Source organism: Methylobacterium sp. Leaf102, from assembly GCF_001422425.1.
Taxonomy (GTDB): domain Bacteria; phylum Pseudomonadota; class Alphaproteobacteria; order Rhizobiales; family Beijerinckiaceae; genus Methylobacterium.
Genome location: NZ_LMMX01000037.1, coordinates 194,327 through 219,296, shown reverse-complemented (window position 1 = coordinate 219,296; position 24,970 = coordinate 194,327). Strand labels below are relative to the sequence as shown.

Below are 24,970 nucleotides of genomic sequence, written 5' to 3'. Positions count from 1 at the left end.
GCCCGCGCAACGGGTCCTACTTGTCCTTGTTGGCCTTCGCGCGCGCGATGCCTTCGTGGATGAGGCGGTGGGCCTCGGCCTTGTCGCCCCAGCGCACGATCTTGACCCACTTGCCGGGCTCCAGATCCTTGTAGTGCTCGAAGAAGTGCTGGATCTGATGGATCGTGATGTCGGGCAAGTCGGTGTAATTTTCCACGCGGTCGTACCGCATGGTGAGGTGACGCGACGGCACGGCGATGATCTTCTCGTCCTCGCCGGCATTGTCCTCCATCACCAGCACGCCGACGGGGCGCACGCTCATGACGGCGCCCGGCGCGATGGCGCGCGTGTTGGCGACGAGCACGTCGCACGGATCGCCGTCACCCGAGAGTGTGTGCGGGATGAAGCCGTAATTGCCCGGGTAATGCATCGCCGTGTAGAGGAAACGATCGACCACGAGGGCGCCCGATTCCTTGTCCATCTCGTACTTGATCGGGTCGCCGCCGATGGGAACCTCGATGATGACGTTCACATCATCGGGCGCGTTCTTCCCGATCGAGACATTGTCGATGATCATGGGCTGTTTCTCCCGTGCACTTCGGGCCGCAGAGGCCTCTCCGGGCGTCTCTTAAAGCCGTTGCCGCCTCAAGGAAATCTCCGGCCCGGTCGCCCGGCTACGTTTGGCGGGGATTATCACGTCTCCGCCCGGGCGCGCGGGCTTAGCGCCGGAAGGACGCCCTCACCCGCGCCCACGTCGCCACGATCCAGCGTGCGCTGCGCTCCAGGGGAACCTTGAGTCCGGGAATGTCTTCGCTGAGCAGCGCGAGGCCGACGGGCAGCATCCACAGGCCGAGTACCGGCAGGATCGAGAACACACCGCCGAGGATGAACAGAAGAGCGGCGATGATCCGGACGATGCGCCGCGACGGTTCGCGCAGCCAATCGAGGGCCTCCCCCAGGCGCGTGGGCAGCTTCTCCGTCAGGCGCGCGACCCGGTCGTCCCAGTCCTTCGCGGTGACGGTCTCGTGTCCGCTGGCGGTCATCGGCTCTCCCCTCGGCCGGTCGGCCACAGGGATGAGATGGGGAGGCCGTGACGATTCGGCGAGCCGGCCTCAGGCGAAGCGGTAGCCGACCTTGGGCAGCACCGAGCCGGCGATGCTGTCGCTGGCGTGCCCGACGATCGTGGCGCCGAGGCCGAGGTAGAACGCCTCCGCCCGGTCGTTGCCCGCAAGGGCCCAGACCCCGAGGGTGTGGAGGCCGTGATCCATCATGTCGTTGCGCACGGCCCGAAACAGCCGCCGGCCGAGGCCGAGCCCCTGATGCTCGGGCAGGATGTAGAGTTCGTCGATCTCGCCCGCGGTGCCGAGACCCCGGCCCCTGGCCTGCCCGTAGACCGCGTAGCCGACCACACCCTCGCGGGTCTCCACCACCACGAGGGGACGCCGGCGCTGGGCCGCGCCGAGCCACCATTGCGCGCTGCGCCGGGCGATCATGCGCTCGAGGGAAACACCCGGGATGATGCCCCGATAGGCCTCGCGCCAGGTTTCGTCGAACACGTCCGACAGGCGGTCGGCGTCGGTGGGGCGGGCGCGGCGAATGCTGGTGGTGCTCGTGCTCATGACGGGTCCCCGCGCTCGAAGTCGATCGATCAGGCATCGGTATCGGAGATGACGATCCGGGCGAACACAAGGCAAGGGCGATGCCGGGTCGCGCCGACCTCGTTTGTCCCGAGGGGCCCGCCGTTTGCCGGGCCAGGGCGCGCCTGTTAGATGCCGGGGCTCCTCCCCCGTAGAGCCGCGACGTTCCCCGCCCCGTGTTCAAGCGCTTCCTCAAGCCCGAGACCCGCTACGCGCGGCGCATGGCGCGCATCGCCCGGTTCGAGAAGCCCATCGCCGGGCCGGTCTCGCGGGCGAAGGCGTGGGCCAACATGCTCCTCGTCGATCACGGCGTGTTCCGGTTGGCCTACCTCAACCGGCACCGGGTGGGACAGGGCAAGCTGTGGCGCTCGGCCCAGCCGACGCCGCACCAGCTCGCCTGGTTCAAGCGCCAGGGCGTCCGCACGGTGATTTCCCTGCGCGGCGGGCGCGAGCACGGGTCCTGGCCGCTCCAGCGCGAGGCCTGTGCCCGCCAGGGCCTGACCCTCGTGGAGTTCGTCCTGCGCTCGCGCGAGGCGCCGTCCCGCGAGACGATCCTGGCCGCCAAGGATTTCTTCGCCGGCGTCGAATATCCGGCGATGATGCACTGCAAGTCGGGCGCCGACCGGGCCGGCATGGGGGCGGTGCTCTACCTCATCCTGCACGAGGGCCGGCCCGTCGCGGAGGCCATGGGCCAGCTCTCGGCCCGCTACGGCCATTTCCGCTTCGCCAAGACCGGCATCCTCGATGCATTCTTCGACCTCTACCTTCGCGAGGGCGAGGCCCGCGGCCTCGACTTCCTCACGTGGGTCGAGACGGTCTACGACCCGGAGGCCCTGAAGCGTGAGTTTCGGCCTGGGTTCTGGTCGGATTTCGTGGTCGACCGGCTGATCAAGCGGGAATAGCCGCCCGGCCCGGTAACCCCCCGTTAACCAAACCGGGCCGAACTGATGCTTCCGCACAGTGACGAGACCCGCGATGGCAGCCTCTCCCCTCCGGCCGACCACGCCGACCCTGGCGAAGTACCCGATCCCCGTCGAACTCATCACGACCCTGTATCGGGCGCGTGGGGCGGAGCTCGATGCGCTCATCGCCGGCATGCCCGAATATGCCCGCGCCCGGGTGGCGGCCTATTGCGTCGAGCGCGAACGCCTCCTCGACCTCGGTCAGCGCATGGCCGGCACCTGCGGCGAGGCCACCCTGATCAAGGCTGCCGGACCCAAGGCGGGGGCGGCTTTGTTCGCCCAATCGCGCCCGGCGCCCGTGCCTCAGTCCGAGATCGTGGCGGCTGAGACCGAGGCCGGCGAGATCGCGTCGAAGCCCGCGGTTTCGGCGGATGCGACCCCCGCCCCACTCCTGCGCGTCCTCGAATTCCCCGCCGTCCCCGCCCCCGTCGCGGTCGCGGGTGAGGCCGATACGGCACAGTCCCCGGCGATGGCGAACGCGGCCCGTCCGAAAGCTGCCTGAGTCCGGGTCCTGCCCGAAAAAGACCCGAATGGCGGCCAAGCCTGGCCGTCGCGGATCGTCAGGGGCCTGCGCCCCGGCGAAGGAAATCACGATGGAGCGAGACGGCATGCAGGGTTCGTGGGCGACGAAAACGGGTTCTCTCCTCGGCTTGATCCTGGTGATTCCCGCCCTCGCGGCCTGCAATTCCACCCTGATCCCGGGCCAGAACACGGGCAGCCTCGCCATGGCCCAGCCCGTCGCCGCCACGGACGAGGAGCGCGACTGCCTCGGGCGCGCCATGTACTTCGAATCGAACCGCAGCGACCGCGACGGCCTCCTGGCCGTCGGCACCGTGGTGATGAACCGGGTGCAGTCGGCGCCTCAGGGCAGCGGCATCTGCTCGGTGGTCGGTCAGCCCCGGCAATTCGCCCCGGGCGTGCTCACCAAGTCGATGGAGGCCAAGGATCTCCAGCGCGTCGCCGACGTGACCGACGCGGTGCTGGCCGGGCAGCGCCACCCCAAGGTCGGCCGGGCCATGCATTTCCACACGGCTGGCCTGCGCTTCCCCTACAACAACATGCATTACGTGGCGGTGGCCGGCGGCAACGCGTTCTACGAGAAGCGCAAGCCGGGCGCCCCGGCACCCACGGGCCCGAGCATGCCCACCACCGCCATGGCGTACGCCGCTGCGGCCCCCGCGGCCCCCGCGGCTTCGCCGATCCAGGCGCGCGTGGCCGATGCCGAGCGCGATGTGCCGGCGGCTCAGACCATCCTCAACGAACCCGCCAAGGACATCTGTCGGACCGCGGGGCTGAGCAGCGCGAGCCGGGGCGGCTAGGGCCTGACCCGACCCTGTCGGGTCGGATCAGTCGTTCGGTTCCCTTGTCTGCAGCACATCCATCCGACCCTGCTCCCGCGCCGCATGCACCAGGGCGACGATCTGCTGCGCGCTCGCGCGATAATCCGCGGTGCCGTCGACCGGCCGGAAGCCGTGGAACAGGGCGGCCTCGACCGTAAGGTTCTCGGCCTCGCTGCCGGGCGTCGGTGCCGTCGGGACCGTATGCCCGACGTCGCGGGATCGCCGCGCTTCGCGCAGGCCGTTGTAGATCCGCTCGATCAGAACGTGCCCGCTCCAATCGTCGGCGACCCGAAGCACGGTCGATCCATGATGGATTTCGAACAGGCAGGGGGTCGTGTCGTCAGTCTCGGGTATCCCGCTCACGATCCGGCTCGCTGCGTCGCGTTCGCTCAAGGCCCTATTCCGCCGCCAGGCGGCTGACCTCGCGATAGGGATCGGCCGGATAGGTGCCGATGATCCGCACTTCTCGCGAGAAGTAGGCAAGTTCTTCAAGGGCCCGGGCGAGGCCGGGCTCGTCGGGGTGGCCGTCGACCTCGGCGTAGAACTGGGTCGCCGAGAACTGGCCCTCGACCATGTAGCTCTCGAGCTTCGACATGTTGACGCCGTTGGTGGCGAAGCCCCCGAGTGCCTTGTAGAGGGCGGCCGGGATGTTGCGCACCCGGAAGATGAAGCTCGTCACCGCCGGACCGGCCTCCGCCGCGAGGGGCTCGGCCTCGGGGGCGAACACCACGAAGCGGGTGGTGTTGTGGCTCTCGTCCTCGACATCGCGGGCGACGATCTCGAGGCCGTAGACTTCGGCCGCCAGCGCCGGCGCCAGGGCACCCCGGCTCGCGTCGCGGGCCTCCGCCACCTCACGGGCGGCGCCCGCCGTGTCGCCCGCCACCACGGCGCGGAGCCCGAGGCGCCGGATGATCTTGCGGCACTGGCCGAGCGCATGGACGTGGCTGTGGACGGATTTGAGCGTCCCCACCTCGGTCCCCGGCAGCACCATCAGTTGGAAGTGGATCGGCAGGAAGTGCTCGGCGACGATGTGGAGGCGCGCCGTCGGGATGAGGTGGTGGATGTCGGCGACCCGGCCCGCGATGGAGTTCTCGATGGGGATCATCGCCCGGGCGGCCCGGCCCTCGTTCACCGCCGCGAAGGCGTCCTCGAAGGTCGGGCACGGCAGCGGCGTCCAGTCCGGGTAGGCCTGGGCGCAGAGGATGTGCGAGTTGGCGCCGGGCTCGCCCTGGTATGAGATGGTGCGGTGGGGCATCGGAATCTTTTCGCGTCCAACGGTTCAGTTCAGGCGCCGGGCCGAGAGGACGGCGCGCGCCCGCTCCAGGTCGGCGGGGGTATCGACGCCGAGAGGCAGGTCGTCGACGATCATGGCGTCGATGCGCAGGCCGGCTTCCAGGGCGCGCAGCTGCTCCAGCTTCTCGCGGGTTTCGAGGGTGCCGGGCGGCAGGGCCATGAAACGCGCCAGCGCCCGGCGGCGATACGCGTAGAGGCCGATGTGGTGGTAATGCGGCCCCTCCCCCCACGGCGCCCGCGCCCGGGTGAAATAGAGCGCGCGCAGGCGGTTCTCGCCGACGGGATGGCCGACGAGCTTGACCACGTTGGGATCGTCGCGCTCCGCCGCGTCGGTGATCACGGCGCACAGGGTGGCGATGTCGACGGCCTTGTCGGCGAGCGGCAGGATCGCGGCACCGATGATGGCGGGATCGATGGTCGGCAGGTCGCCCTGGACGTTGACGACGATGGTGTGGTTGCCCTGCGGATCGATGATCTCCAGGGCCTCGGCGAGGCGGTCCGAGCCCGTGGGGTGGTCGGCTCGGGTCATCACCGCGATGCCCCCCTCCGCCTCGATCACGTCGCGGATGGCCGTGGTATCGGTCGCCACCACCACGGGGCCGATTCCGGCCTCGACGGCCCGGCGCCAGACGTGGACGATCATCGGTGCGCCGCAGAGATCCAGGAGCGGTTTGTCCGGAAGGCGGGTCGCGGCGAGGCGGGCGGGGATGAGCACGAGGGGATCGGACATTCTTTTCGCCCATCGCTTCGGCTGGCTGCCGAGGATCTCTGACTTCGAAAACGTCCGTTCCCGGCGCGTTCGAAGCCCGTCGCTTATCAGCGGGGTGGGGTGTTGTCATGCACCGGGGGCGATCCCCGGGGGCCACACCGGTGACGGATCGGCCTCTGCGACTACGCGGCGTCGCCGCGCGCCATTGTCAAGATCGGGCTCCAGCGGCTAAGCACCCTCGACTGTTTCCAAAGTCCGACACATCCCCGTGTCCGGACCCGCCCGCAAGCGCGCCCAGCCGGACGCATCGGAGTTGTCGAGAATGGACTCTTTCGAGCTGAACAAGGTCGCGGGTGCTGCGCTCGGCGCACTCCTGTTCGCCGTAGGGTCCGGGTTCGTCGCCGAGCTGATCTACCACCCCAAGCCCGCCGGGGCCGCGGGTTACGCCCTGCCGGAGCCCCAGGCGAAGGCCGCCGGTGGCGCCCCCGAGGCGAAGGCCGAGCCCCTGCCGATCCGGCTCGCCAGCGCCAGCGCCGACAAGGGCCAGTCGGCGGCCAAGAAGTGCGCCTCGTGCCACAGCTTCGACAAGGGCGGCCCCAACAAGGTCGGCCCGCACCTCTGGGGCGTCGTCGAGCGCCAGAAGGCCCATGAGAGCGGGTTCGAGTATTCGGCCGCCCTCAAGGAGAAGGGCGGCACCTGGACCTACGACGACCTCGACCACTTCCTGACGAGCCCGAAGGGCTACGCCGCCGGCACCAAGATGGCGTTCGCCGGCATCACCTCGCCCGCCGAGCGCGCCGACGTCATCGCGTATCTGCGTACCCTCGCCGATACCCCGGCGCCCCTGCCGGCGGCGGAGAAGAAGGCCGAGGCCAAGCCGGCGGAAGCCAAGCCCGATGCGGCGAAGCCCGCCGAAGCCAAGCCTGACGCTGCCAAGCCTGACGCTGCCAAGCCGGCGGATAAGCCGGCGGAGGCCAAGCCGGCCCCGGCCGCAGCTCCGGCCGAGAAGCCGCCCGCCCCTCCTGCTCCCCCGGCCGAAGCGCCGCCTGCCCCCCCGGCGGCGCCCGAGAAGCCGCCCACTCCGCCCGCGCCTCCGGCTCCCGCCGAGAAGCCGGCCGAGTAGGTCGCGCCAGCATCGTCACGATCGTGAAGGCCGGGCTCAGTCCCGGCCTCTTTTTGTTTGAAGGCCCGCGACGACGCCCGCGCCAGGACGCGTCGGGCGTCCCGCGCGCATGCGGACCCTTCGTCCTGCGCGAATGGGGCCGCTTGGCGTGTCCCCTCCGTCCGTCCTAGAACGGCCCTTGCGGTCGTCGTGCGGACGGCCCGCGAGGATGCCGTCGAAATCGGAAAGAGCGCCCCATCGTGATGCGACAAGCCCTGATCGGACGTTGTTTCGCCGCCGCCGTGTCGGTCTGCGCCATGACCCTCTGCGCCATCACTTCGGCCTCTGCCGATCCCGTCGCCGGCATGCCGGTCGCCAATGCGCCGTCGGGCGACTGGCGCCACGCCGTTACCCTCATGGGTGAGCCGAAGTACCCGGCCGACTTCAAGCATTTCGACTACGCCGACCCGGCCGCGCCCAAGGGCGGCCTCGTGCGCCTTGGGGCGCAGGGCGGCTTCGACAACTTCAACATCGTCGTGGCGGGCCGCAAGGGCGACCTCGAGAACGGCATCGCCCAGCTCTACGATACCCTGACGACGGAATCGGCCGACGAGCCGTTCTCGTCCTACGGACTCCTCGCCGAGGGGCTCAGGCTGGCCGACGACCTCTCTGCCGTGACCTATCGCCTGCGCGAGGGCGCGCGCTGGCACGACGGCCGGCCGATCACCCCCGAGGACGTGTTGTGGTCCTTCACCGTGCAGAAGGAGAACAGCCCCTCGCTCGCGGCCTACTACCACAACGTCACCAAGGCCGAGGTCACGGGACCGCGCGAGGTGACGTTCAGCTTCGCCGAGGCCGGCAACCGCGAACTGCCCCAGGTGATCGGGCAGCTGCGCGTCCTGCCGAAGCACTGGTGGACGGGAACGGACACGCAGGGCAGAGCCCGCGACGTGACGCAGACGACCCTGGAGATACCGCTGGGGTCCGGCCCTTATCGGCTCGCGAAGTTCGAGCCGGGCCGCAGCGCCACCTACGAGCGCGTGGCCGATTACTGGGGCAAGGATCTGCCCGTGAACGCCGGGCGCAACAATTTCGGCACCATGCGGTTCGAGTACTTTCGCGATGCCACCGTGCAGATCGAAGCCCTGAAGGGCGACCTCTACGACTTCCGCGCCGAGAACATCGCCCGCAACTGGGCCACCGCCTATGACGATTTCCCGGCCGTGAAGGACGGCCGCCTCGTCAAGGAGGAGTTCCCGGATCGCGGCAACGGCAACATGCAGGCTTTCGCCTTCAACACGCGGCGCGCCAAGTTCGCCGATCCGCGGGTGCGCCGGGCCTTCAACCTCGCCATGAACTTCGAGGAGATGAACCGGTCGCTGTTCTTCGGCCTCTACAAGCGCATCGACTCGTATTTCTACGGCTCGGAACTGGCGTCCTCCGGCCTGCCGCAGGGCGAGGAACTGGCGATCCTGGAGAGCGTGCGCGACAAGGTCCCGGCCTCCGTCTTCACCACCCCCTACACCAACCCCGTGGCCGGCACGCCGGATTCCGTGCGCGCCAACCTTCGCGAGGCCGTGCGCCTCCTCAAGGAGGCCGGCTACGAACTGCGCGGCGGCCAGATGGTCGACGCCAAGACGGGCGAGCCGCTGACCGTCGAGTTCCTCGAGTTCCAGAGCGTGTTCGAGCGCGTGGTGCTGCCCTTCGCGGCCCAGCTCAAGCTCATCGGGATCCAGAGCAACCTGCGGGTCATCGACCAGGCGCAGTACCAGAACCGACTGCGCGCCTTCGACTTCGACATCACCACTTCGTCGTGGCCGGAATCCCTCTCGCCCGGCAACGAGCAACGCGAGTACTGGGGTTCCGCCGCCGCCGGCAAGGAAGGCTCGCGCAACCTCATCGGCATCAAGGATGCGGGCATCGACGCCCTCATCGACCGGGTGATCTACGCAAAGGACCGGCCGGGCGTGCTGGCCGCCACCCACGCCCTCGACCGGGTGCTGCTCGCCCACGATTACGTGGTGCCGCAATGGGCCTCCAACGTCTCACGGACGATCCGCTGGAACCGCTTCGCCCGGCCCAAGGTCCTGCCGACCTACGGCAGCTCGGGTTTTCCGACCACCTGGTGGTACGACGAGGCCCTGGCCGCCAAGACCGGGGCGCCGCGTTGAGGGGCCCGAGCCGGCGCACCCTCGTCCTTGGTGCCGGGGCGGTCGCGGGTGCTTGCGTCCTGCCCGGATCCGGCCGGGCGCAAGGGGCGGCGCGCCACGGTCTGTCGAGCTTCGGCGAACTGAAATACCCGGCCGCGTTCAAGAATTTCGATTACGTGAACCCGGAGGCGCCGCGCGGCGGCCGCTTCTCGGCCCAGCTCGCCTCGACCCTGGGCAACCAAGCGAGCGACACCTTCAACACCCTCAACATCTATGTCCTGCGCGGCGATGGCGCCGCCGGCATGAACCTCACCTTCGATTCCCTGATGGTGCGGGCGCTCGACGAACCCGATGCCCTCTACGGATTGCTGGCCCGGTCCGTCGAGGTCTCCGAGGACGGGCTGACCTACCGCTTCGCCCTGCGGCCGCAGGCGCGATTCCACGACGGCACTCGGCTCACCGCCCGCGACGTCGCTTTCTCCCTGATGATCCTCAAGGCCAAGGGTCATCCCGGTATCGCCCAGATGCTCCGGGACATGAGCGAGGCGACGGCCGACGGCGACGACACCGTGGTGGTGCGCTTCGTGCCCGGCCGCAGCCGCGACCTGCCCCTGTTCGTGGCGGGCCTGCCGGTGTTCTCGGCGGCCTATTACGAAAAGCGTGATTTCGAGGCCTCGTCCCTGGAAGCGCCGCTCGGCTCCGGCCCGTATCAGGTCGGGCGCCTGGAGCCGGGCCGCTTCATCGAACTGCAGCGGGTGGCCGATTACTGGGCGGCCGATCTGCCGGTGAATGTCGGCCAGAACAACTTCGAGGCCATCCGGTACGAGTATTTTCGCGATCGGCAGGTGGGCTTCGAGGCGTTCAAGAGCGGCGCCTTCACGTTTCGCGAGGAGTTCACGTCGCGGGTCTGGGCGACGCTCTACGACTTTCCCGCCGTGACGGAGGGCCGCGTGCGCAAGGAGATCGTGCCCGATGCGCGTCCCTCCGGGACGCAGGGCTGGTTCCTCAACACCCGCCGGGAGGCGTTTCGCGATGCCCGGGTGCGCGAAGCCATCGGCCTGTGCTTCGACTTCGCCTGGTCGAACAAGAACCTGTTCTACGGGGCCTACATCCGCACGGCCTCGTTCTTCGAGAATTCCGACCTGAAGGCCACGGGCACCCCCGATGCGGCCGAACTCGCCCTGCTCGATCCCCTGCGCGCCGATCTTCCGGCGGAGGTGTTCGGCGAAGCCTGGAGCCCGCCCGAATCCGACGGATCGGGCCAGGACCGGGCCAATCTCAGCCGCGCCGTGGCCCTGTTGCGCGAAGCCGGCTGCACCCGCGACGGCGGTGTCGTGCGCCTGCCCGGCGGCAAGCCCCTGGAACTCGAATTCCTCGACAGCGATCCGGTGTTCGAGCCGGTGACGCACCCGTTCATCCGCAACCTCGGCCTCATCGGCATCAAGGCGCGCATGCGGGTGGTCGATGCCTCGCAGTACCAGTCCCGCCTCAAGGATTTCGATTTCGACGTGACCTCCCGGCGCTACGCCAGCGGGATGACGCCCGGCGCCGAGCTGCGCGAGGCCTACGGCTCGGGGAGTGCGGCCACGCCCGGTTCCAACAACCCTGCGGGGATCGCCAGCCCGGCCGTCGACCGGCTCATCGACCGGGTCGCGATTGCGGCCACCCGGGCCGAACTCGTCACCGCCTGCCGCGCCCTCGACCGGACCCTGCGCGCCGGACGCTACTGGGTGCCGATGTGGTACAAGGCCGACCATCGCCTCGCCCTGTGGGACGTCTACGGCCGCCCGGCCAAGGGGCCGGCCTACGACCTCGGCGCGCCCGCCCTGTGGTGGTACGATGCGGCACAAGCCCGGCGCATCGGCCGGAATTGAGGACGCTTTCTTGCTCGGCTACATCCTGCGCCGCCTCGCCCTCATGGTGCCGACCATCCTCGGCATCATGCTCATCACCTTCGTCATCGTGCAGTTCGCCCCCGGTGGACCCGTCGAGCGGGTGCTGGCCCAGCTCCAGGGTCAGAACGAGGGCAGCCTGTCGCGGGTCACCGGTGGGGCCGGCGATCTCGGAGGGGCCGCTCGGTCGAGTGGCGGCGGGGGCGAAGCCAACGCGCGCTATCGCGGGGCGCAAGGGCTCGACCCGGCCTTCATCAAGAAGCTCGAACAGCAATTCGGCTTCGACAAGCCGGCCCCCGAACGATTCCTGAAGATGATCTGGGACTACGCCCGGTTCGATTTCGGCAACAGCTATTTTCGCGATGTGTCGGTGCTGCAGTTGATCCGCGAGCGCCTGCCGGTGTCGATCTCGCTCGGCCTATGGATGACGCTGATCTCCTACGCGATCTCGATTCCGTTGGGGATTCGCAAGGCCGTACACGACGGCTCGCGCTTCGACCTCTGGACTTCGGGCGTGGTCATCGTCGGCTACGCGATCCCGAGCTTCCTGTTCGGCATCGCCCTCATCATCCTGTTCGCCGGCGGCTCGTTCTTCCAGATCTTCCCCTTGCGCGGCCTCACGAGCGAGAACTTCGACACGTTGAGCCTGTGGGGCAAGGCGGTGGATTACGCCTGGCACATGGCCCTGCCGCTGGCCGCCCTGGTGCTCGGGGCCTTCGCCACCTCGACCCTGCTGACCAAGAACTCGTTCCTCGACGAGATCCGCAAGCAGTACGTGCTCACCGCGCGGATGAAGGGCCTGTCCGAGCGCCGGGTGCTGTATGGGCACGTGTTTCGCAACGCCATGCTGATCGTCATCGCGGGCTTCCCGGCGGCGTTCATCTCGGCCTTCTTCACCGGCTCGCTTCTCATCGAGACGATCTTCTCCCTCGACGGTCTCGGGCTCCTGTCCTTCACCTCCATCGTCGGGCGCGATTATCCGGTGGTGTTCGCGACTCTGTACATCTTCTCCCTCGTGGGGCTCGCGGTGAACCTCCTGTCGGACCTGATCTACACCTGGATCGACCCGCGCATCGACTTCTCGGCCCGGGCGACGTGACCTCCCTGCCCCTGGTCCTGCGGATGGAGCATCCCGGGGACGCCGAGGCTATCGAGCGCCTGCACGCCCGCGCCTTCGGGCCGGGACGCTTCGCCCGCACCGCCTACCGCCTGCGTGAGGGCACCGCGCCGCTGGCCGACCTGTGCTTCACGGCCCTGGTCGGCACCTACCTCGTCGGCTCCGTGCGCCTCGGGCCGGCGGAGGCGCAAGCACCGCTCCTGGTGCTGGGGCCGCTGACCGTCGATCCGAGCTTCGAGGGGCGCGGCATCGGCGGCGCCCTGATGCGGGCGAGCCTGGACGCGGCCCGCGGCGCCGGCCACGGCCTCGTCGTGCTGGTGGGCGACGCCCCCTTTTACCGGCGCTTCGGCTTCACCCAGGTGCCGTCCGGCCGGCTGATCCCGCCCGGCCCTGTCGATCCCACCCGCTTCCTGTGGTGCGAACTCGTGTCCGGTGCCGCCGGGACGGTTTCGGGGAACGTGAGCGCGGTGCGCCGGCGTTGATCCTCCGCGCGGCAACCGCGCGGGAGTGAACGATGACACCCATCCACCACGAGACCGTGCGGGCCAACAGCATCGCTCTCCACGTCGCCCGCGCCGGGCGCGGTAAGCCCCTGGTCCTGCTCCACGGGTGGCCGGAATTCTGGCTGACTTGGGAGCCGGTGATGGCCCGGCTCGCCGACCGGTTCGAGCTCATCGTCCCCGACCTGCGCGGCTTCGGTGCCAGCGAGAAGCCCGATCCCGGCCCCTCGGACAAGGCGGGCGCCGATGTCCACGCCACCGACATTCTGGGGCTCTTCGATGCCCTCGGGATCGAGCGCGCCGGCGTCGTCGGCCACGACGTCGGCGCTTATGTGGGCCAAGCGCTGGGCCGCGCTGCGCCCGACCGCCTCACCGGCCTGTTCTTCTTCGACTGTCCGTATCCGGGCATCGGCCCGCGTCTGGCCGCGCCCGGGATGCTGGCCGAGATCTGGTACCAGTCGTTTCACGTGAAGCCGTTCGCCGCGGACCTCGTGGGTTCGTCGCGCGAGGCCTGCCGGCTCTACATCGGCCATTTCCTGCGCCACTGGGCCGGTGGCAACCCGGCCGCCTTCGACGCGGTACTCGACGCCTTCACCGACAATTTCATGGCACCGGGCAACCTGCAGGGCGGCTTCAACTGGTACGTCAGCGCGCAGGCCGGCCGCCTCGCCATGATCGAGGGCACGGCCCCGCCGCAGGATCCCATCACCGTGCCGACCTGCATCCGCTGGGGCACCGCCGACCCGCTGTTCCCCTACGCCTGGACCGACCGCCTCGGCGAGACGTTTTCGGACCTCGACCTCGCGCCGCTCGACGGCGTCGGGCATTTTCCGCATCGGGAAGCCCCGGACCGGGCCGCGGCGGAGATCGCGCGGTTCTTTGCCGGCCGGGGGGCGTGAGTCGGTCCGGCCGGTACGGTCAAGCCGCGTTTGCGAGGGCGTCGAGCTTCGACAGCGCCCGCTCCAGGGCCGCGAAGCAGTTCGGGTCGAACGAGGCCCCGACCTCGGCCCGCATGATCCCCAGGGCCTTCGGAATCGGCATCGCCGCCCGATAGGGGCGATTGGCCGTGAGGGCATCGAACACGTCGGAGACGGAGACGATGCGGGTCTCGATGCAGATGGCCTCAGCCGCGAGGCCCCTGGGATAACCTTTGCCGTCGAGGCGCTCGTGGTGCCCGCCGCCGATGCGCGCCATGTCCCGGAAGGCGATGACCCGACCGAGAATGTTCTCGGAGAGCGCAGCGTGGTTGCGCATCGCCACCCATTCCACGTCGTCGAGCTTGCCGTTCTTGTCGAGGATCGCGTTGGAGACCCCGAGCTTGCCGATGTCGTGCAGGAGGGCGGCGCGCTTGAGCCAGCGACGGCGCTCGGCCTCGAAGCCGAGTTCCTCCGCGATGAGATCGGCATAGACCGCGACGCGCTCGGAGTGGCCGGAGGTGAACGGACTCTTCGAATCGATGATCTGCGCGAACGCCCGGGCGATGTCGTCGAGGTAATCCGCATCGACCACGATCTGGCGCTGGGCCGGTTCGAGGGCGAACACCGCATCCTCGACGTTGTCCGACGCCAGGACCGTCCAGAACGCGTCCGATCCGGCGACGCGCTCGAAGGCCGCCACCACCTGCGGATCGAACCACGTACCCGTGCGCGAGCGGATTTCCGCCATGGCCGCGTCGCGCCCGGCCGAACGGTGGAACACGTCCACGATCTGCGCCAATAGGGCGATGCGGGCGTAGAGCGGGATTGCAGGACCTTCGAGCTTGTTCGGCTTGCCCTGTCCGTTCCAGTGCTCGTCCAAGGCCAGGATGCCGCCGCAGACGGCCTCGGGAAAGCGCATCTGCCGGGCGATCTCGGCGCCGCGCTGGCAGCGCGTCTCGATGAGTTCCTGGGCGATCTCGCCGCCGTTCTGCAGGATGTTGAGGATGGCGCGGAAGCGGTCGGCCAAGCCCGCCTTGAGCCCCGTATGCGAGAACACGAAGCCGAGCACCTGGGGCAGGCGGTCGCTCACGGTCTTGAAGTCGTGCTTGAACGTGAGATCGTCGGCCAGATAGAGCTGGCAGATCCGGGCGGCGTTGGACGAGCAGCCGAGATCCTTCAGCAGGATCGCATAGTACAGCTCCCAGAGCTGCAGATCGGGCAGCCCCATGGTCCGGCCGACATGCACGCCGATCCAGCAGGCGCGCACGCAGTGGCCCACCGGCTGGCCCTCGGTGAGGTCGAGGGCATGGCTCAGGGCGCCCAGAAGCTCCGAAAGCCGCATGCTGCCCGGGTCGACCACGGGGGGAGCGGCGGGGTCGATGACGGTCAGGGGCATGGGTTCGGTTCGGGGCGTGTTGAGCGATGGTCTGCCGTATGCCACGCCCGCCCCTCTCCGGACCTTAACCGCAGTGCCCCGGGGCGGAACGTGGTTTCCCGTCCCTCACCACCGACGTCACGGCGTCCGGCCGCGTCGGCCCTCCACCAGCCACATGGCGAGCACCGCCGCCGCCAGCGCCGCCAGTGCCCACAGGCCGAGCGCCAGGGGATAGACCGCCACACCCCGGATGTTGGCGCTGTCGCTCGGGCGGAACCCGATCCAGTCGGCCCCGGCCAAGCGCCCGCCGCGCACCGCCTGCAGGCGCGGCACCACGGTGCCGCCGGCTTCGGCGACCCGGCGGATCGAGCCGCCCGTGGCTTCGGCGAGGGCCTTGAGACGCTCGGTGTCGCTGAACACGTCGGCGAGTTCACGCGGGTTCGGCGGGCCGACGCTGACGAAGGCGACCAGGCTCCCCGAGCGCAGGGTATGCAGCCCGAGCTGCTCCGCCTCGAAGGTGGATGAGAACAGGCCGGGCTCGGCCTGCGCCAGGGTCAGGGTGCGCTCGACGCCCGTGGGACCCGTGACGGTCACGGGCTCGACGGTGTCCGCCATGGTCTGGCGCTCGACGCGGACTTCGCGTCCGCGCCCCGTGGTCTGGGCGCGCAGGGCCTCCTCCTCGAGGGCGGGTTCCTTCATCAGCCAGTGACCGAGGCGGCGCAGCAGGTCGAGGTAGGGGCCGCCCTCCTGATAGCCACGCGCCCACAGCCAGGCGTGGTCCGAGAGCAGGAGCGCCACGCGACCCTTGTCCTCGCGCGACAGGGCCAGCAGCGGCAGGGCGTTCGGCCCCTGGAGGATCGGCTGGATGCCGGGCTTCACCTGGGCCGAGACGATGCGCAGCCAGTCGCCCCAGGCCGGCGGAGAGGCCTCGGATCCGGGCAGGGCCCGGGTGACGGGATGGCGCGTGCCGATGCCGGTGAGCCCGGCCTTGTAGGGCTGCTCGACCACGCGGCCGTTGGGCTCGCCCGGCAGGATCGCCGAGAGCCGGGTGCGCGACAGGCTCGCCTGGCCGGCGAATTCCGGTCCCGCCGCCACGAGGAGCGCTCCGCCCTCGCGGACGTAGCGGACGATGTTGTCGAAATACGCTGAGGGCAGCACGCTCTGGTTGGCGTAGCGGTCGAAGATGATCAGGTCGAAATCCTTGATCTTCTGGACGAACAGCTCACGCGTCGGGAAGGCGATGAGCGACAGCTCCGAGATCGGCGTACCGTCCTGCTTCTCCGGCGGCCGCAGGATGGTGAAGTGCACGAGATCGACGTTGGCGTCGGACTTGAGCAGGTTTCGCCACGTGCGCTCGCCCTGGTGCGGCTCGCCCGAGACCAGCAGCACCCGGAGCTTTTCGCGGATGCCCTCGATGGGGAGCACCGCGCGGTTGTTCACGACGGTGAGCTCGCCCGGCAGCGGCTCGACCTCGATCTCGACCACGTTGGGGCCGCCGTGCTCGATCCGCATGGTCAGCGAGAAGGGCCGTCCCGTCGGGAAGGCGCGCCGGCCCACCTCCTCGCCGTCCCGCCGCACGGTGACGACGGCGTTGCCGGTGCCGCCGCGTTCCATCACCTCGGCGCGGATCGTGAGGTCCCGCCCGACGATGCCGAAACGCGGCGCTTCGATGAGCTTGATCTGCCGGTCACGCTCGTCCGGATGCCCCGTGACGAGGACGTGCAGCGGCCCCTTGATGCCGAGCGCCGACGCCGAGGCCGGGATGTCGTGCACCACGCCGTCGGTGAGCATCACGACGCCGGCCAGCCGCTCGGGCGGCACATCGGCCAAAGCCTGAGACAGCGCGGTGAACAGCTTCGTGCCGTCGTCGCTCTCCTTGGCGTCCGGCACGTCGACGAAGCGCGGCTCGATCCCCGTCAGGGCCCCGAAGCGGCGCTGCAGTTCGGCCCGCACGGCGTCGGTCATGGCCGGACGGTCGCCGAGACCCTGGGACCCCGATCGGTCCACCACCACGGCGACGATATCCTTGACGGGCTCCCGGTCCTCCCGGACCAGGGCGGGGTTGGCGAGGGCGAGCAGCACCAGGGCGAGGGCCACGGCGCGCAGGATGGCCGTGCCGCCGCGCGCCAGGATCGCCAGCACGGCGAACAGCGCGACCAGGATCCCGAAACCGGCCAGCACCGGCCATGGGACGAGGGGGGTGAAGCTGAGGCTCAGCATCGGCGCATGGCCTCCCGCATTCCGGATCCGGCTCCGCTCACTGGCCCAACCGTTCGAGCAGGGCGGGCACGTGGACCTGATCCGCCTTGTAGTTGCCGGTCAGGGTGTAGATCACGAAGTTCACCCCGCCACGGAATGCCATTTCGCGCTGGCGCTCCTCACCGCCGACCACGGGGTAGAGCGGCTCGCCGCGCTTGCCCACGGCCCAGGCGGCGGCCAGATCGTTGCCCGTGATGACGATGGGCGACACCCCGTCCCCGGCCCGCGCCGGGCGGCGCTCGGTGCCGTCCGCCGCCGGCGGCAGGGCTTCGACCCAGGTCTGGCCCGTGGCGTACCGGCCGGGGAACGTGTCGACGAGGTAGAACGCCTTGGTCAGCACGTGGTCGGCCGGGATCGGTTCGAGTTCGGGCACTTCGAGAGTGGACAGCATGGTGCGCAGGTAGAGGGCTTCCGGCGTCGGCGGTCCACCCGGGCGGGCCGTCAGCGCATCGCGGGTGTCGAACAGGACGGTGCCGCCGTTGCGCATGAACGCGTCGATGCGCCGGATCGCGACGGCGCTCGGCTGGGGTCGGCCGGCGACGATGGGCCAGTAGATCAGGGGATAGAACGCGAGTTCGTCCTTGGCCGGATCGATGCCGATGGGATCGCCGGGCTCAAGGGCGGTGCGGTTGGACAGCACCTGCGTCAGGCCGGCGAGGCCCGCGCGGCTCGCCGTATCGGCCGCTTCGTCGCCGGTGACGACGAAGGCGAGACGGGTCGCGAGCGCCGAGTCGATGCCGTTCGGCCGACCGGTCGCTTGGGCCTGGGCCCAAGCCGGCGCCGGGGCGAAGTCGGGGGCCGCGAGGCAGAGGAGCACGAACGCGGCCGCTGCGGCCCGTCCGCCCGTCCGGCGAAGGAAGCCACCGAGCCAGAGCCCCGCAAGGGTGTCGAGGAGGAGGAGCATGAGGGCCAGGGTGAAGAGCGTGGCGCGCAGATCGAGGGTCTCGGCACCGGCGAGCGATCCCGTTCGGGCGCTGGCGAGGGGCGCGAAGTCGATGGGCTTGAGACGGTCGGCCACCGTCAGCGCATTGACGGCGACGCCGCCATCGGCGGGACCGTAGAAGCCGGGCGGATGCTCGAACGAGCCGCGCTCGGCGTAATCCGCCGGCACGGCGGTGGCGCCGGCCGGCGGCGCGCCGAGGGCCCCGAACCCATCGAGGGTCAGGCGTGGGGCGAGCACCGCCGCCGGGGGACGTGCGACGTCGCCGGCAGGTGCCGCTCCGGTGCCGGCCAGGGCCACGACCCGGCGCAGCATGTCGATGAACAAGCCCGACAGGGGCAGGTTCGACCATGTGGTGTCGGCGGTGACATGGAAGAGCACCACCAGCCCTTGGCCCCGCTTCTGCGCAGTCACGATGGGGGTGCCGTCCTGGAGCGACGCCCAGGTCCGTCCCGGGAGCTCGCCGTCGGGCTCGGCGAGGATCTGCCGGCGCACGCCGATATCCGCCGGTGGAACGAGTCCGGCGAACGGGCTCTCCGGCGCGAAGGTCGCGAAGGTCTTCGGGCTGTCCCACGATAGCGTCCCGCCGAGGGTCCGACCGCCCCGGCGCAGGCGCACGGGCACGAGGGGGTCGTTGCCCGCCGCCAGGCGCGGCCCGGCGAAGCGCAGGAGGAGGCCGCCGGCATCGACGAAGGCTTCGACCCGCTCCAGGGTGGCGGCGTCGAGGGCACCGACATCGGCCAGCACGAGCACAGAAACCTGCGCATCGAGCATCTGCGCAACGGATTCGGCGACGCCCTTGGCGCCGCGCGGCTCCTGCACGTCGGCGAAAGGCACCAGGGCGCGGGAAAGGTAGTGAGTCGGGGCCAACAGCGGCTGGGCTTGATCGCTGGTTCCGCCGAAGACGAGCCCGACGCGGCGGCGCTTGCCGCGCTCGTCCACCAGGGTCACGGCGCCGGCCGAGCGTTCGCCAAGGATCTCGAGGCGGCTGATGCCGTTGCGCAGTTCCACCGGCAGATCGAAGGCGACCGCCGCTTCGGTTGCACCGTCCGGGAAGGTGAAGTCGTGCTCGGCCAGCGGCAGGCCCTTCGCGTCGAGGGCACGCACGGTGCCGCCGTCGCGACCGTTGGGCGAGGCGCGCAGGGCACGGGCCGTGAGCGGGCCGCCGGATTCCGCGGCCGAAAGCGCAAGGGCCGGCGGCCGATCGGTGCGCAGGATGGTGAGACCGGTGCCGTGCTTGCCGACGAGGTCTGCGAGGCCCTTGGCGAACGTGTCCTCGCCCGGTCCCGCGACGCCGTCGCTGATCCACAGCGCAGCGGCGCCCGGTGTCCGCTCGAAGAAGGCGGCCAGGACGGACAGATGTGTCGCACGCTCCGCGAGGTGCGGCCGGGGCGCGATGGCGCGCAGGCGCTCTAGGGCATCGGCGGGCACGCGGGCCTCGATGGGCGCGGCCGGCTCGGCCAACGCCATCAGGGCCACGGGACGCCCGTCGCGGGCGGCGGTCTCCACGGCATCGGTGGCGACCCGCTGGCGCTCGCGCCAATCGTGGGCGGCGGAAAATCCGTTGTCGATCATCACCACGAGGGGCGTGCGTCCCGTCTCCCCGCCGAGGCCCGACGGGTTCCAGACCGGCCCGGACACCGCCAGGATCAGAAAGGCCGCCACGAGCAGGCGCAGGATCAGGAGCCATGGCGGCGTGCGGGCCGGCGTCTCGCGCCTGGGCAGCAGGTCGGCCATGATCCGCAGCGGCGGAAAGTCGATGCGGCGCGGACGCGGCGGCGTCACCCGCAGGAGGAACCACAGGGCCGGCAGCGCAACGAGCGCGGCGAGCGCCAGGGGGGCGGCAAAGGTCAGGGGCAATCCGAGCACGGTAACGATCCTCAGCCGGTCCCGCGCGCGGCGGCGACGAGGGTGAGCAGGCGAAGGGCGGCTTCGCTGGCCGGTCGGTCGGTGCGGTGGATGGTCAGGGTCCAGCCCTGAGCGCGGGCGATCTCGGAGAGGCCGGCCCGATGCTCGGCGATGCGGGCACGGTAGGCCTCACCCCAGGCTCCGGCGTCGCCGATGGCCAGAGTCCGGTCCGTTTCCGGATCGTGCAGGACGGCTTGGCCCGAGAACGGGAAGGTCTCCTCGACGGGATCGACGATCATCACGAGGTGGCCGTGGGTGCCGTGCGCCGCGATGGCCTCCACGGCTTGGCGCACCTCGGCGAGCGGCGACAGGAAATCGCTGATCAGGATCGCCTCGTCGAAGCGACCCGGCGAGGCGCGGGGCGGCATGTCGCGTGCGAGACCGGCTTGGTCGCCGACGAGCGCCTGCGCCAGGGTCTCGACGATGCGACGCGAAGTGACGGCGCGGGTCAGTCCCAGAAGTCCCGTACGCTCACCCCCGTCCACCAGGGTGTCGGCCAGCGCGAAGGCCAGGACCAGGGCGCGCTCGACCTTCGGCGCCTGGGCGAGGTGCGAGGCGAAGCCCATGGAGGCCGATCGGTCGATCCAGAACCAGATGTTGTGCGCGGCCTCCCACTCACGCTCGCGGACGTAGAGCCGGTCGTCGCGGGCGGAGCGGCGCCAGTCGATCCGTGCGGCGGCCTCTCCGGCGACGAAGGGCCGGAACTGCCAGAAGCTCTCCCCCGGTCCCGCCCGGCGGCGGCCGTGCAGGCCGTGGGCCAGGGTGGTCGAGACGCGTCGCGCTTCGAGGATCAGGCGCGGCATCCGCTCGGCGAGGCCGAGGGCGCTCTCGGTCTCGCGCCGCCCGGGAACGCGGGCCTCGGCGGGGAGGACCCGCGTGGGGGCCGTCCGCGTGGGGGCTATGGCCATGCGCTAGAGCTTGGCCGCGAGCTGGGCGATGAGACCCGGGACGGTCTCCCCGTCCGCACGCGCGGCGAAGCTCAGGGCCATGCGGTGCTTGAGCACCGGTTCGGCGAGGGCCTTCACGTCGGCGATGGACGGCGCGACGCGGCCTTCGATGAGGGCACGGGCGCGGACCGCCAGGGTCAGGGCCTGGCTGGCGCGGGGGCCGGGCCCCCACAGGAGCTTGCCCTTGAGGGACGGGGCGCCCCCCTCGGGCCGGGCGGAACGCACGAGGTCGAGGATCGCGTCGACCACGGCATCGCCCACGGGCAGGCGGCGCACCAGGCGCTGGGCCGTGAGAAGCTGCTCGGTGGACATCACCGCCTGAGGCTTGTGGTCGTCGACGCCCGTGGTCTCGATGAGGATGCGGCGCTCGGCGGCCCGATCCGGATAGCCGACGTCGATCTCGAGCAGGAAACGGTCGAGCTGGGCCTCGGGCAACGGGTAGGTGCCCTCCTGCTCGATGGGATTCTGGGTCGCCAGCACGTGGAAGGGCCGCGGCAGATCGTGTCGTTCGCCCGCCACGGAAACGAAATGCTCCTGCATCGCCTGCAGCAGGGCCGACTGGGTGCGCGGGCTGGCGCGGTTGATCTCGTCGGCCATCAGCAACTGGGTGAAGACCGGCCCCTTCACGAACCGGAACGAGCGGTGCCGGTTGGCATCCTCGTCGAGGATTTCCGTGCCGAGGATGTCCGAGGGCATCAGGTCCGGGGTGAACTGGACCCGGCGGCCGTCGAGGCCGAGGACGGTGCCGAGGGTCTCGACCAGCTTGGTCTTGGCGAGGCCGGGAAGACCGACCAACAGCCCATGGCCGCCCGCCAGGATGGTGATGAGCGTGAGATCGACCACCTGCTCCTGGCCGAAAATGACCTTGTGAACCGCTTCACGCGCCGCGCCGACGGCTCCGAGACACGCTTCCGCCGTGGCGACGATGCCGTCGTCGAGGGAGGTGGCCGACTGGGAGCCTTGCGTCATGCGGTGTCGGTCCTCGCGTTCCGCCTCGACTTCTGGGGGTCGATGGCAGCAGTCAGGGAACGGCCATGGGGTGGCCGTGCAGGTCGAGTGTGGCGCCGTTTGCGCCGCCCTGGCAAGGTCGGCGCGACGCCGCAGGCGTTCGCCTTCGGTTCGACAGTGCCTTTCCGGTCGCGAATCAGACGCATGCGGGCAACGAAACAGGCCTGCCTCCAGGCGTTCCAAAGGCGGCTTCGAGCGCTATCTTTCCGTCATGGCACCAAACGAATCCGACCCGACCATCGACCGCTTGAGCGCCGCCCTCGGTGATCTGCCCCGACGCGGTCCCCCGCCCGTCGACCAGTGGAACCCGCCCTATTGCGGCGCCATCGACATGCGCATCGCCGCCGACGGGACGTGGTTCCACGATGGTGCGCCGATCCGGCGCCCGGCCCTGGTGAAGCTGTTCGCTTCCATCCTCCGGTGCGAGCCGGACGGCAGCATCGTGCTGGTGACGCCGGTCGAAAGCGTTGGAATCACCGTCGAGGATGCCGCCTTCGTCGCCGTCGAGATGGCGGTGGAGGGCGACGGCGACGGTCGCCGCATCGCGCTGCGCACCAACGTCGACGACCTCGTGGCGGTGGGTTCCGACCATGCCCTGCGGTTCGAGGAGGACGAGGCCGGCGGCCTGCGCCCCTACGTGCACGTCCGGCGCGGCCTGTGGGCGCTTGTGACCCGGGCGCTGACCTACGATCTCGTGGCTTTGGCCGAGGAACGCGACGGCTGGCTCGGCATCGCCGCGGGCGGCACGTTCCACCGGATCGCACCCACCGCCACCGCATGAGACTCGACGCCGTCGCCGAGCTCATCGACCGCGCCGCCCGGTATCTCGACGCGGAACCACCCGGGCCGGGTGACCCGACGGCCAATCCGCGGGGCGACCACGATCTCGACGGCATCGACGTCGTGCCGCCCGGGCCACACCGGAATGCGGCGGTGCTGGTACCGGTGGTGCCGCGTCCCGACGGCCTCGGCGTGGTGTTCACCGTGCGCTCCGCGCACCTGCGCGATCATTCCGGCCAGATCGCCTTTCCGGGCGGCAAGATCGATCCCACCGACGCGACGCCCGCCGACGCGGCCCTGCGCGAGGCCCGCGAGGAGATCGGCCTCGAGGCCGGCGCCATCCGGACCCTCGGCTACCTCGACCCCTACCTCTCGGCCACGGGCTTCTTGGTGATGCCGGTGCTCGGACTCGTCGATCCGGCCGCCACCCTGCGCCTCAACCCCGACGAGGTCGCCGACACGTTCGAGGCGCCCCTATCCTACCTGCTCGATCCGGGTCGACGCCGAATCGAGACCGCGACTTGGCAAGGGCGCACCCGGCGCTACTACGTGATCGCCTACGGTAATCATCGGATCTGGGGCGTGACCGCCGGCATCGTGAACAACCTCCACGAACGCCTGTATCCCCCATCCGGCACGTCGCCGCGAATGAGAGTGTCATGATCCGCAAGCTCGTCGAGGAAGTGCTGATCTTCCTCCTGCCGTTCCTGCTGTTCGCGGGCTATCTCGCCCTCAGCGGCCGGCATCCGCGCCATCATGCCCATTGGGAGGGCAAGGTCTTTCGCCTGACCATGGCGGGAATCGTCCTGGTGATCCTCTCCCTCGTCGCCACCGGACTGTTCGGTGAGCGCCATCGCGGCGGCTACGTACCGCCGCACCTAGAGAACGGCGTGGTCGTGCCGGGTCGTTTCCAGTGACGGCGCACCGCCTCGACCCGGATGGGCCGGGCACCCTGCTGGCGACTCCCGGCCTCGCACGCGTCCTGGCCGCGCTGCGCGTTCCGGGGGAACACACCCGCCTCGTCGGAGGCTGCGTCCGCGACGCGCTCCTCGGGCATCCGTCCAACGACATCGATCTCGCCACCACGCTCCTGCCGGAGGCTGTGGTGGCGCGCGCCAGGACGGCGGGCCTGCGCAGCATCCCCACGGGTATCGAGCACGGAACCATGACGCTGATGGCCGGGACTGCGACGTTCGAGGTCACGACGTTGCGCGAGGACATCGAGACGGACGGACGTCACGCCGTGGTCCGGTTCGGCCGCGACTTCGGCCTCGATGCGCAGCGGCGAGATTTCACCATCAACGCCCTCTCGGTGGATGCCGAGGGTCACCTCCACGACACGACCGGCGGCCTCGCCGATCTTCGTGCCGGCCGTGTGCGCTTCATCGGCGAAGCCGCGACCCGCATCCGTGAGGATGCGTTGCGGATCCTCCGATTCTTCCGCTTCCACGCCCGCTACGGCGCCGAAGCACCCGATGCGGAAGGGCTTGCGGCCTGCATCGGCGCCCGGGCCGCCCTCGACGGCCTGTCGCGGGAGCGCGTGCGCGGTGAACTACTGAAACTTCTCCTCGCCCCTGGGGCGGTTCCGGCCGTGACCGTTCTGAGCGAGACCGGCCTCCTCGGCCGGCTCGTCGGCGGGATCGGTGACCTGCGACGGTTCGAACGGACGACCCGGCACCCCTGGGACGCGCCGGCGCGGCTGGCGGCCCTTTCGGTGTTCTCGGCGGACGATGCCGAACGCCTGACCGCTCGCCTGAGGCTGTCGAAGGCGGAACAGAATCGGCTCGGGCGCTATGCCCGTGCGCTGGTGGCTCTGCGGAGCAGAACCGTGATCGACGTGATGGAGATGCGCAGGCTGGCGGCCGCTCACGGCGCCGAGCCCATCGCCCTGGCCAGCGACGCCCTTGGGGCGTGTCCATCACAAATCACGGCGGAGGCCGGTGATCTACTCGGGCTGATGGTACGGGGCGAAGTGTCGGTTCCGGTCTTCCCCTTGACCGGGTCCGACCTCGTCGCACGGGGTATCCCGGCTGGACCGGAGATCGGGCGCCGCCTCGGACGGGCGCGGACGCAGTGGCTCGCGGCCGGCTGCCCGGCTGACGAAGCCGCACGCGCGGCCTTGCTCGAGCGCGCGGCTTCGTAGATTTCGGGCCGG

24 protein-coding genes are annotated in these 24,970 nt (G+C 70.2%); 13 read left to right on the top strand and 11 right to left on the bottom strand.

Annotation, left to right across the window (positions count from 1 at the left end; all coding sequences use genetic code 11):
* Positions 1-16 precede the first annotated feature (16 nt).
* From ppa to ASF27_RS17125, 3 genes are all read right to left on the bottom strand, one after another.
* Complete coding sequence (gene ppa / locus ASF27_RS17135) at positions 17-556, bottom strand: inorganic diphosphatase (RefSeq protein ID WP_056173721.1); 540 nt, start codon at positions 554-556, stop codon at positions 17-19.
* Between the two features lie 142 nt (positions 557-698).
* The gene (locus ASF27_RS17130) at positions 699-1,022 is read right to left on the bottom strand and encodes a DUF2892 domain-containing protein (protein ID WP_056173718.1); all 324 of its coding nucleotides are present in this window, start codon (positions 1,020-1,022) and stop codon (positions 699-701) included.
* A 69-nt stretch (positions 1,023-1,091) separates the two neighbouring features.
* The gene (locus tag ASF27_RS17125; RefSeq protein ID WP_056361967.1) at positions 1,092-1,598 is read right to left on the bottom strand and encodes a GNAT family N-acetyltransferase; all 507 of its coding nucleotides are present in this window, start codon (positions 1,596-1,598) and stop codon (positions 1,092-1,094) included.
* A 194-nt stretch (positions 1,599-1,792) separates the two neighbouring features.
* Between ASF27_RS17125 and ASF27_RS17120 the strand changes: the two genes are divergently transcribed.
* From ASF27_RS17120 to ASF27_RS17110, 3 genes are all read left to right on the top strand, one after another.
* Entirely contained in the window at positions 1,793-2,518 is a 726-nt protein-coding gene (locus ASF27_RS17120; protein WP_056361964.1) for a tyrosine-protein phosphatase, read from the top strand.
* 73 nt (positions 2,519-2,591) lie between these two features.
* The gene (locus ASF27_RS23240) at positions 2,592-3,080 is read left to right on the top strand and encodes a hypothetical protein (RefSeq protein ID WP_244481033.1); all 489 of its coding nucleotides are present in this window, start codon (positions 2,592-2,594) and stop codon (positions 3,078-3,080) included.
* Between the two features lie 91 nt (positions 3,081-3,171).
* Complete coding sequence (locus ASF27_RS17110; protein ID WP_244481032.1) at positions 3,172-3,897, top strand: cell wall hydrolase; 726 nt, start codon at positions 3,172-3,174, stop codon at positions 3,895-3,897.
* 27 nt (positions 3,898-3,924) lie between these two features.
* Here ASF27_RS17110 and ASF27_RS17105 read toward each other — a convergent pair whose 3' ends face one another.
* The 3 genes from ASF27_RS17105 to ASF27_RS17095 form a co-directional block, all read right to left on the bottom strand.
* On the bottom strand, positions 3,925-4,215 hold the full coding sequence (locus tag ASF27_RS17105; protein ID WP_210166282.1) for a hypothetical protein: 291 nt from the start codon (positions 4,213-4,215) through the stop codon (positions 3,925-3,927).
* A 100-nt stretch (positions 4,216-4,315) separates the two neighbouring features.
* Positions 4,316-5,173: a prephenate dehydratase gene (locus tag ASF27_RS17100; protein ID WP_056361959.1), complete on the bottom strand. Its 858-nt coding sequence runs from the start codon at positions 5,171-5,173 to the stop codon at positions 4,316-4,318.
* Positions 5,174-5,197: 24 nt separating this feature from the next.
* Positions 5,198-5,941 (bottom strand): 3-deoxy-manno-octulosonate cytidylyltransferase, encoded by a 744-nt coding sequence (locus tag ASF27_RS17095; protein ID WP_056173705.1) that lies wholly within the window; start codon positions 5,939-5,941, stop codon positions 5,198-5,200.
* Positions 5,942-6,242: 301 nt separating this feature from the next.
* Here ASF27_RS17095 and ASF27_RS17090 point away from each other — a divergent pair, with 301 nt between their 5' ends.
* The 6 genes from ASF27_RS17090 to ASF27_RS17065 all read left to right on the top strand — a co-directional run bounded on the left by ASF27_RS17090 (position 6,243) and on the right by ASF27_RS17065 (position 13,580).
* On the top strand, positions 6,243-7,043 hold the full coding sequence (locus ASF27_RS17090; RefSeq protein ID WP_056361956.1) for a cytochrome c family protein: 801 nt from the start codon (positions 6,243-6,245) through the stop codon (positions 7,041-7,043).
* Positions 7,044-7,285: 242 nt separating this feature from the next.
* Positions 7,286-9,193: an extracellular solute-binding protein gene (locus ASF27_RS17085; protein WP_056361953.1), complete on the top strand. Its 1,908-nt coding sequence runs from the start codon at positions 7,286-7,288 to the stop codon at positions 9,191-9,193.
* On the top strand, positions 9,190-11,046 hold the full coding sequence (locus ASF27_RS17080) for an extracellular solute-binding protein (protein ID WP_056361952.1): 1,857 nt from the start codon (positions 9,190-9,192) through the stop codon (positions 11,044-11,046). Before ASF27_RS17085 ends, ASF27_RS17080 begins: the two co-directional genes overlap by 4 nt.
* Before the next feature lie 10 nt (positions 11,047-11,056).
* A complete protein-coding gene (locus ASF27_RS17075) occupies positions 11,057-12,163 on the top strand; it encodes a microcin C ABC transporter permease YejB (RefSeq protein ID WP_056362203.1) in 1,107 nt (368 codons plus the stop codon).
* The gene (locus tag ASF27_RS17070; RefSeq protein WP_056361948.1) at positions 12,160-12,663 is read left to right on the top strand and encodes an N-acetyltransferase; all 504 of its coding nucleotides are present in this window, start codon (positions 12,160-12,162) and stop codon (positions 12,661-12,663) included. Before ASF27_RS17075 ends, ASF27_RS17070 begins: the two co-directional genes overlap by 4 nt.
* Positions 12,664-12,695: 32 nt before the next feature.
* Positions 12,696-13,580, top strand: coding sequence for an alpha/beta hydrolase (locus ASF27_RS17065; RefSeq protein WP_056361945.1), 885 nt, complete (start codon positions 12,696-12,698; stop codon positions 13,578-13,580).
* A 19-nt stretch (positions 13,581-13,599) separates the two neighbouring features.
* Here ASF27_RS17065 and ASF27_RS17060 read toward each other — a convergent pair whose 3' ends face one another.
* The 5 genes from ASF27_RS17060 to ASF27_RS17040 all read right to left on the bottom strand — a co-directional run bounded on the left by ASF27_RS17060 (position 13,600) and on the right by ASF27_RS17040 (position 21,996).
* Positions 13,600-14,994, bottom strand: a complete 1,395-nt coding sequence (locus tag ASF27_RS17060; RefSeq protein ID WP_244481031.1) for an HD-GYP domain-containing protein — start codon at positions 14,992-14,994, stop codon at positions 13,600-13,602.
* A gap of 117 nt (positions 14,995-15,111) precedes the next feature.
* On the bottom strand, positions 15,112-17,193 hold the full coding sequence (locus tag ASF27_RS17055; protein ID WP_056361942.1) for a hypothetical protein: 2,082 nt from the start codon (positions 17,191-17,193) through the stop codon (positions 15,112-15,114).
* Positions 17,194-17,230: 37 nt separating this feature from the next.
* Positions 17,231-20,041: a DUF4159 domain-containing protein gene (locus tag ASF27_RS17050; RefSeq protein ID WP_056361939.1), complete on the bottom strand. Its 2,811-nt coding sequence runs from the start codon at positions 20,039-20,041 to the stop codon at positions 17,231-17,233.
* 11 nt (positions 20,042-20,052) lie between these two features.
* Complete coding sequence (locus ASF27_RS17045) at positions 20,053-20,988, bottom strand: DUF58 domain-containing protein (RefSeq protein ID WP_056305887.1); 936 nt, start codon at positions 20,986-20,988, stop codon at positions 20,053-20,055.
* 3 nt (positions 20,989-20,991) lie between these two features.
* On the bottom strand, positions 20,992-21,996 hold the full coding sequence (locus tag ASF27_RS17040) for a MoxR family ATPase (protein WP_056361935.1): 1,005 nt from the start codon (positions 21,994-21,996) through the stop codon (positions 20,992-20,994).
* A 250-nt stretch (positions 21,997-22,246) separates the two neighbouring features.
* On the opposite strand from ASF27_RS17040, the gene ASF27_RS17035 reads away from it, so the two are divergent.
* The 4 genes from ASF27_RS17035 to ASF27_RS17020 are packed head-to-tail and all read left to right on the top strand — an operon-like array spanning position 22,247 to position 24,958.
* Complete coding sequence (locus ASF27_RS17035; RefSeq protein ID WP_056173671.1) at positions 22,247-22,816, top strand: DUF1285 domain-containing protein; 570 nt, start codon at positions 22,247-22,249, stop codon at positions 22,814-22,816.
* On the top strand, positions 22,813-23,478 hold the full coding sequence (locus ASF27_RS17030) for a CoA pyrophosphatase (RefSeq protein WP_056262070.1): 666 nt from the start codon (positions 22,813-22,815) through the stop codon (positions 23,476-23,478). The genes ASF27_RS17035 and ASF27_RS17030 overlap by 4 nt, the downstream gene beginning before the upstream one ends.
* Positions 23,475-23,732 (top strand): DUF6111 family protein, encoded by a 258-nt coding sequence (locus ASF27_RS17025; protein WP_056361931.1) that lies wholly within the window; start codon positions 23,475-23,477, stop codon positions 23,730-23,732. The genes ASF27_RS17030 and ASF27_RS17025 overlap by 4 nt, the downstream gene beginning before the upstream one ends.
* Complete coding sequence (locus ASF27_RS17020; RefSeq protein WP_056361929.1) at positions 23,729-24,958, top strand: CCA tRNA nucleotidyltransferase; 1,230 nt, start codon at positions 23,729-23,731, stop codon at positions 24,956-24,958. The genes ASF27_RS17025 and ASF27_RS17020 overlap by 4 nt, the downstream gene beginning before the upstream one ends.
* The last annotated feature ends 12 nt before the right edge of the window (positions 24,959-24,970 follow it).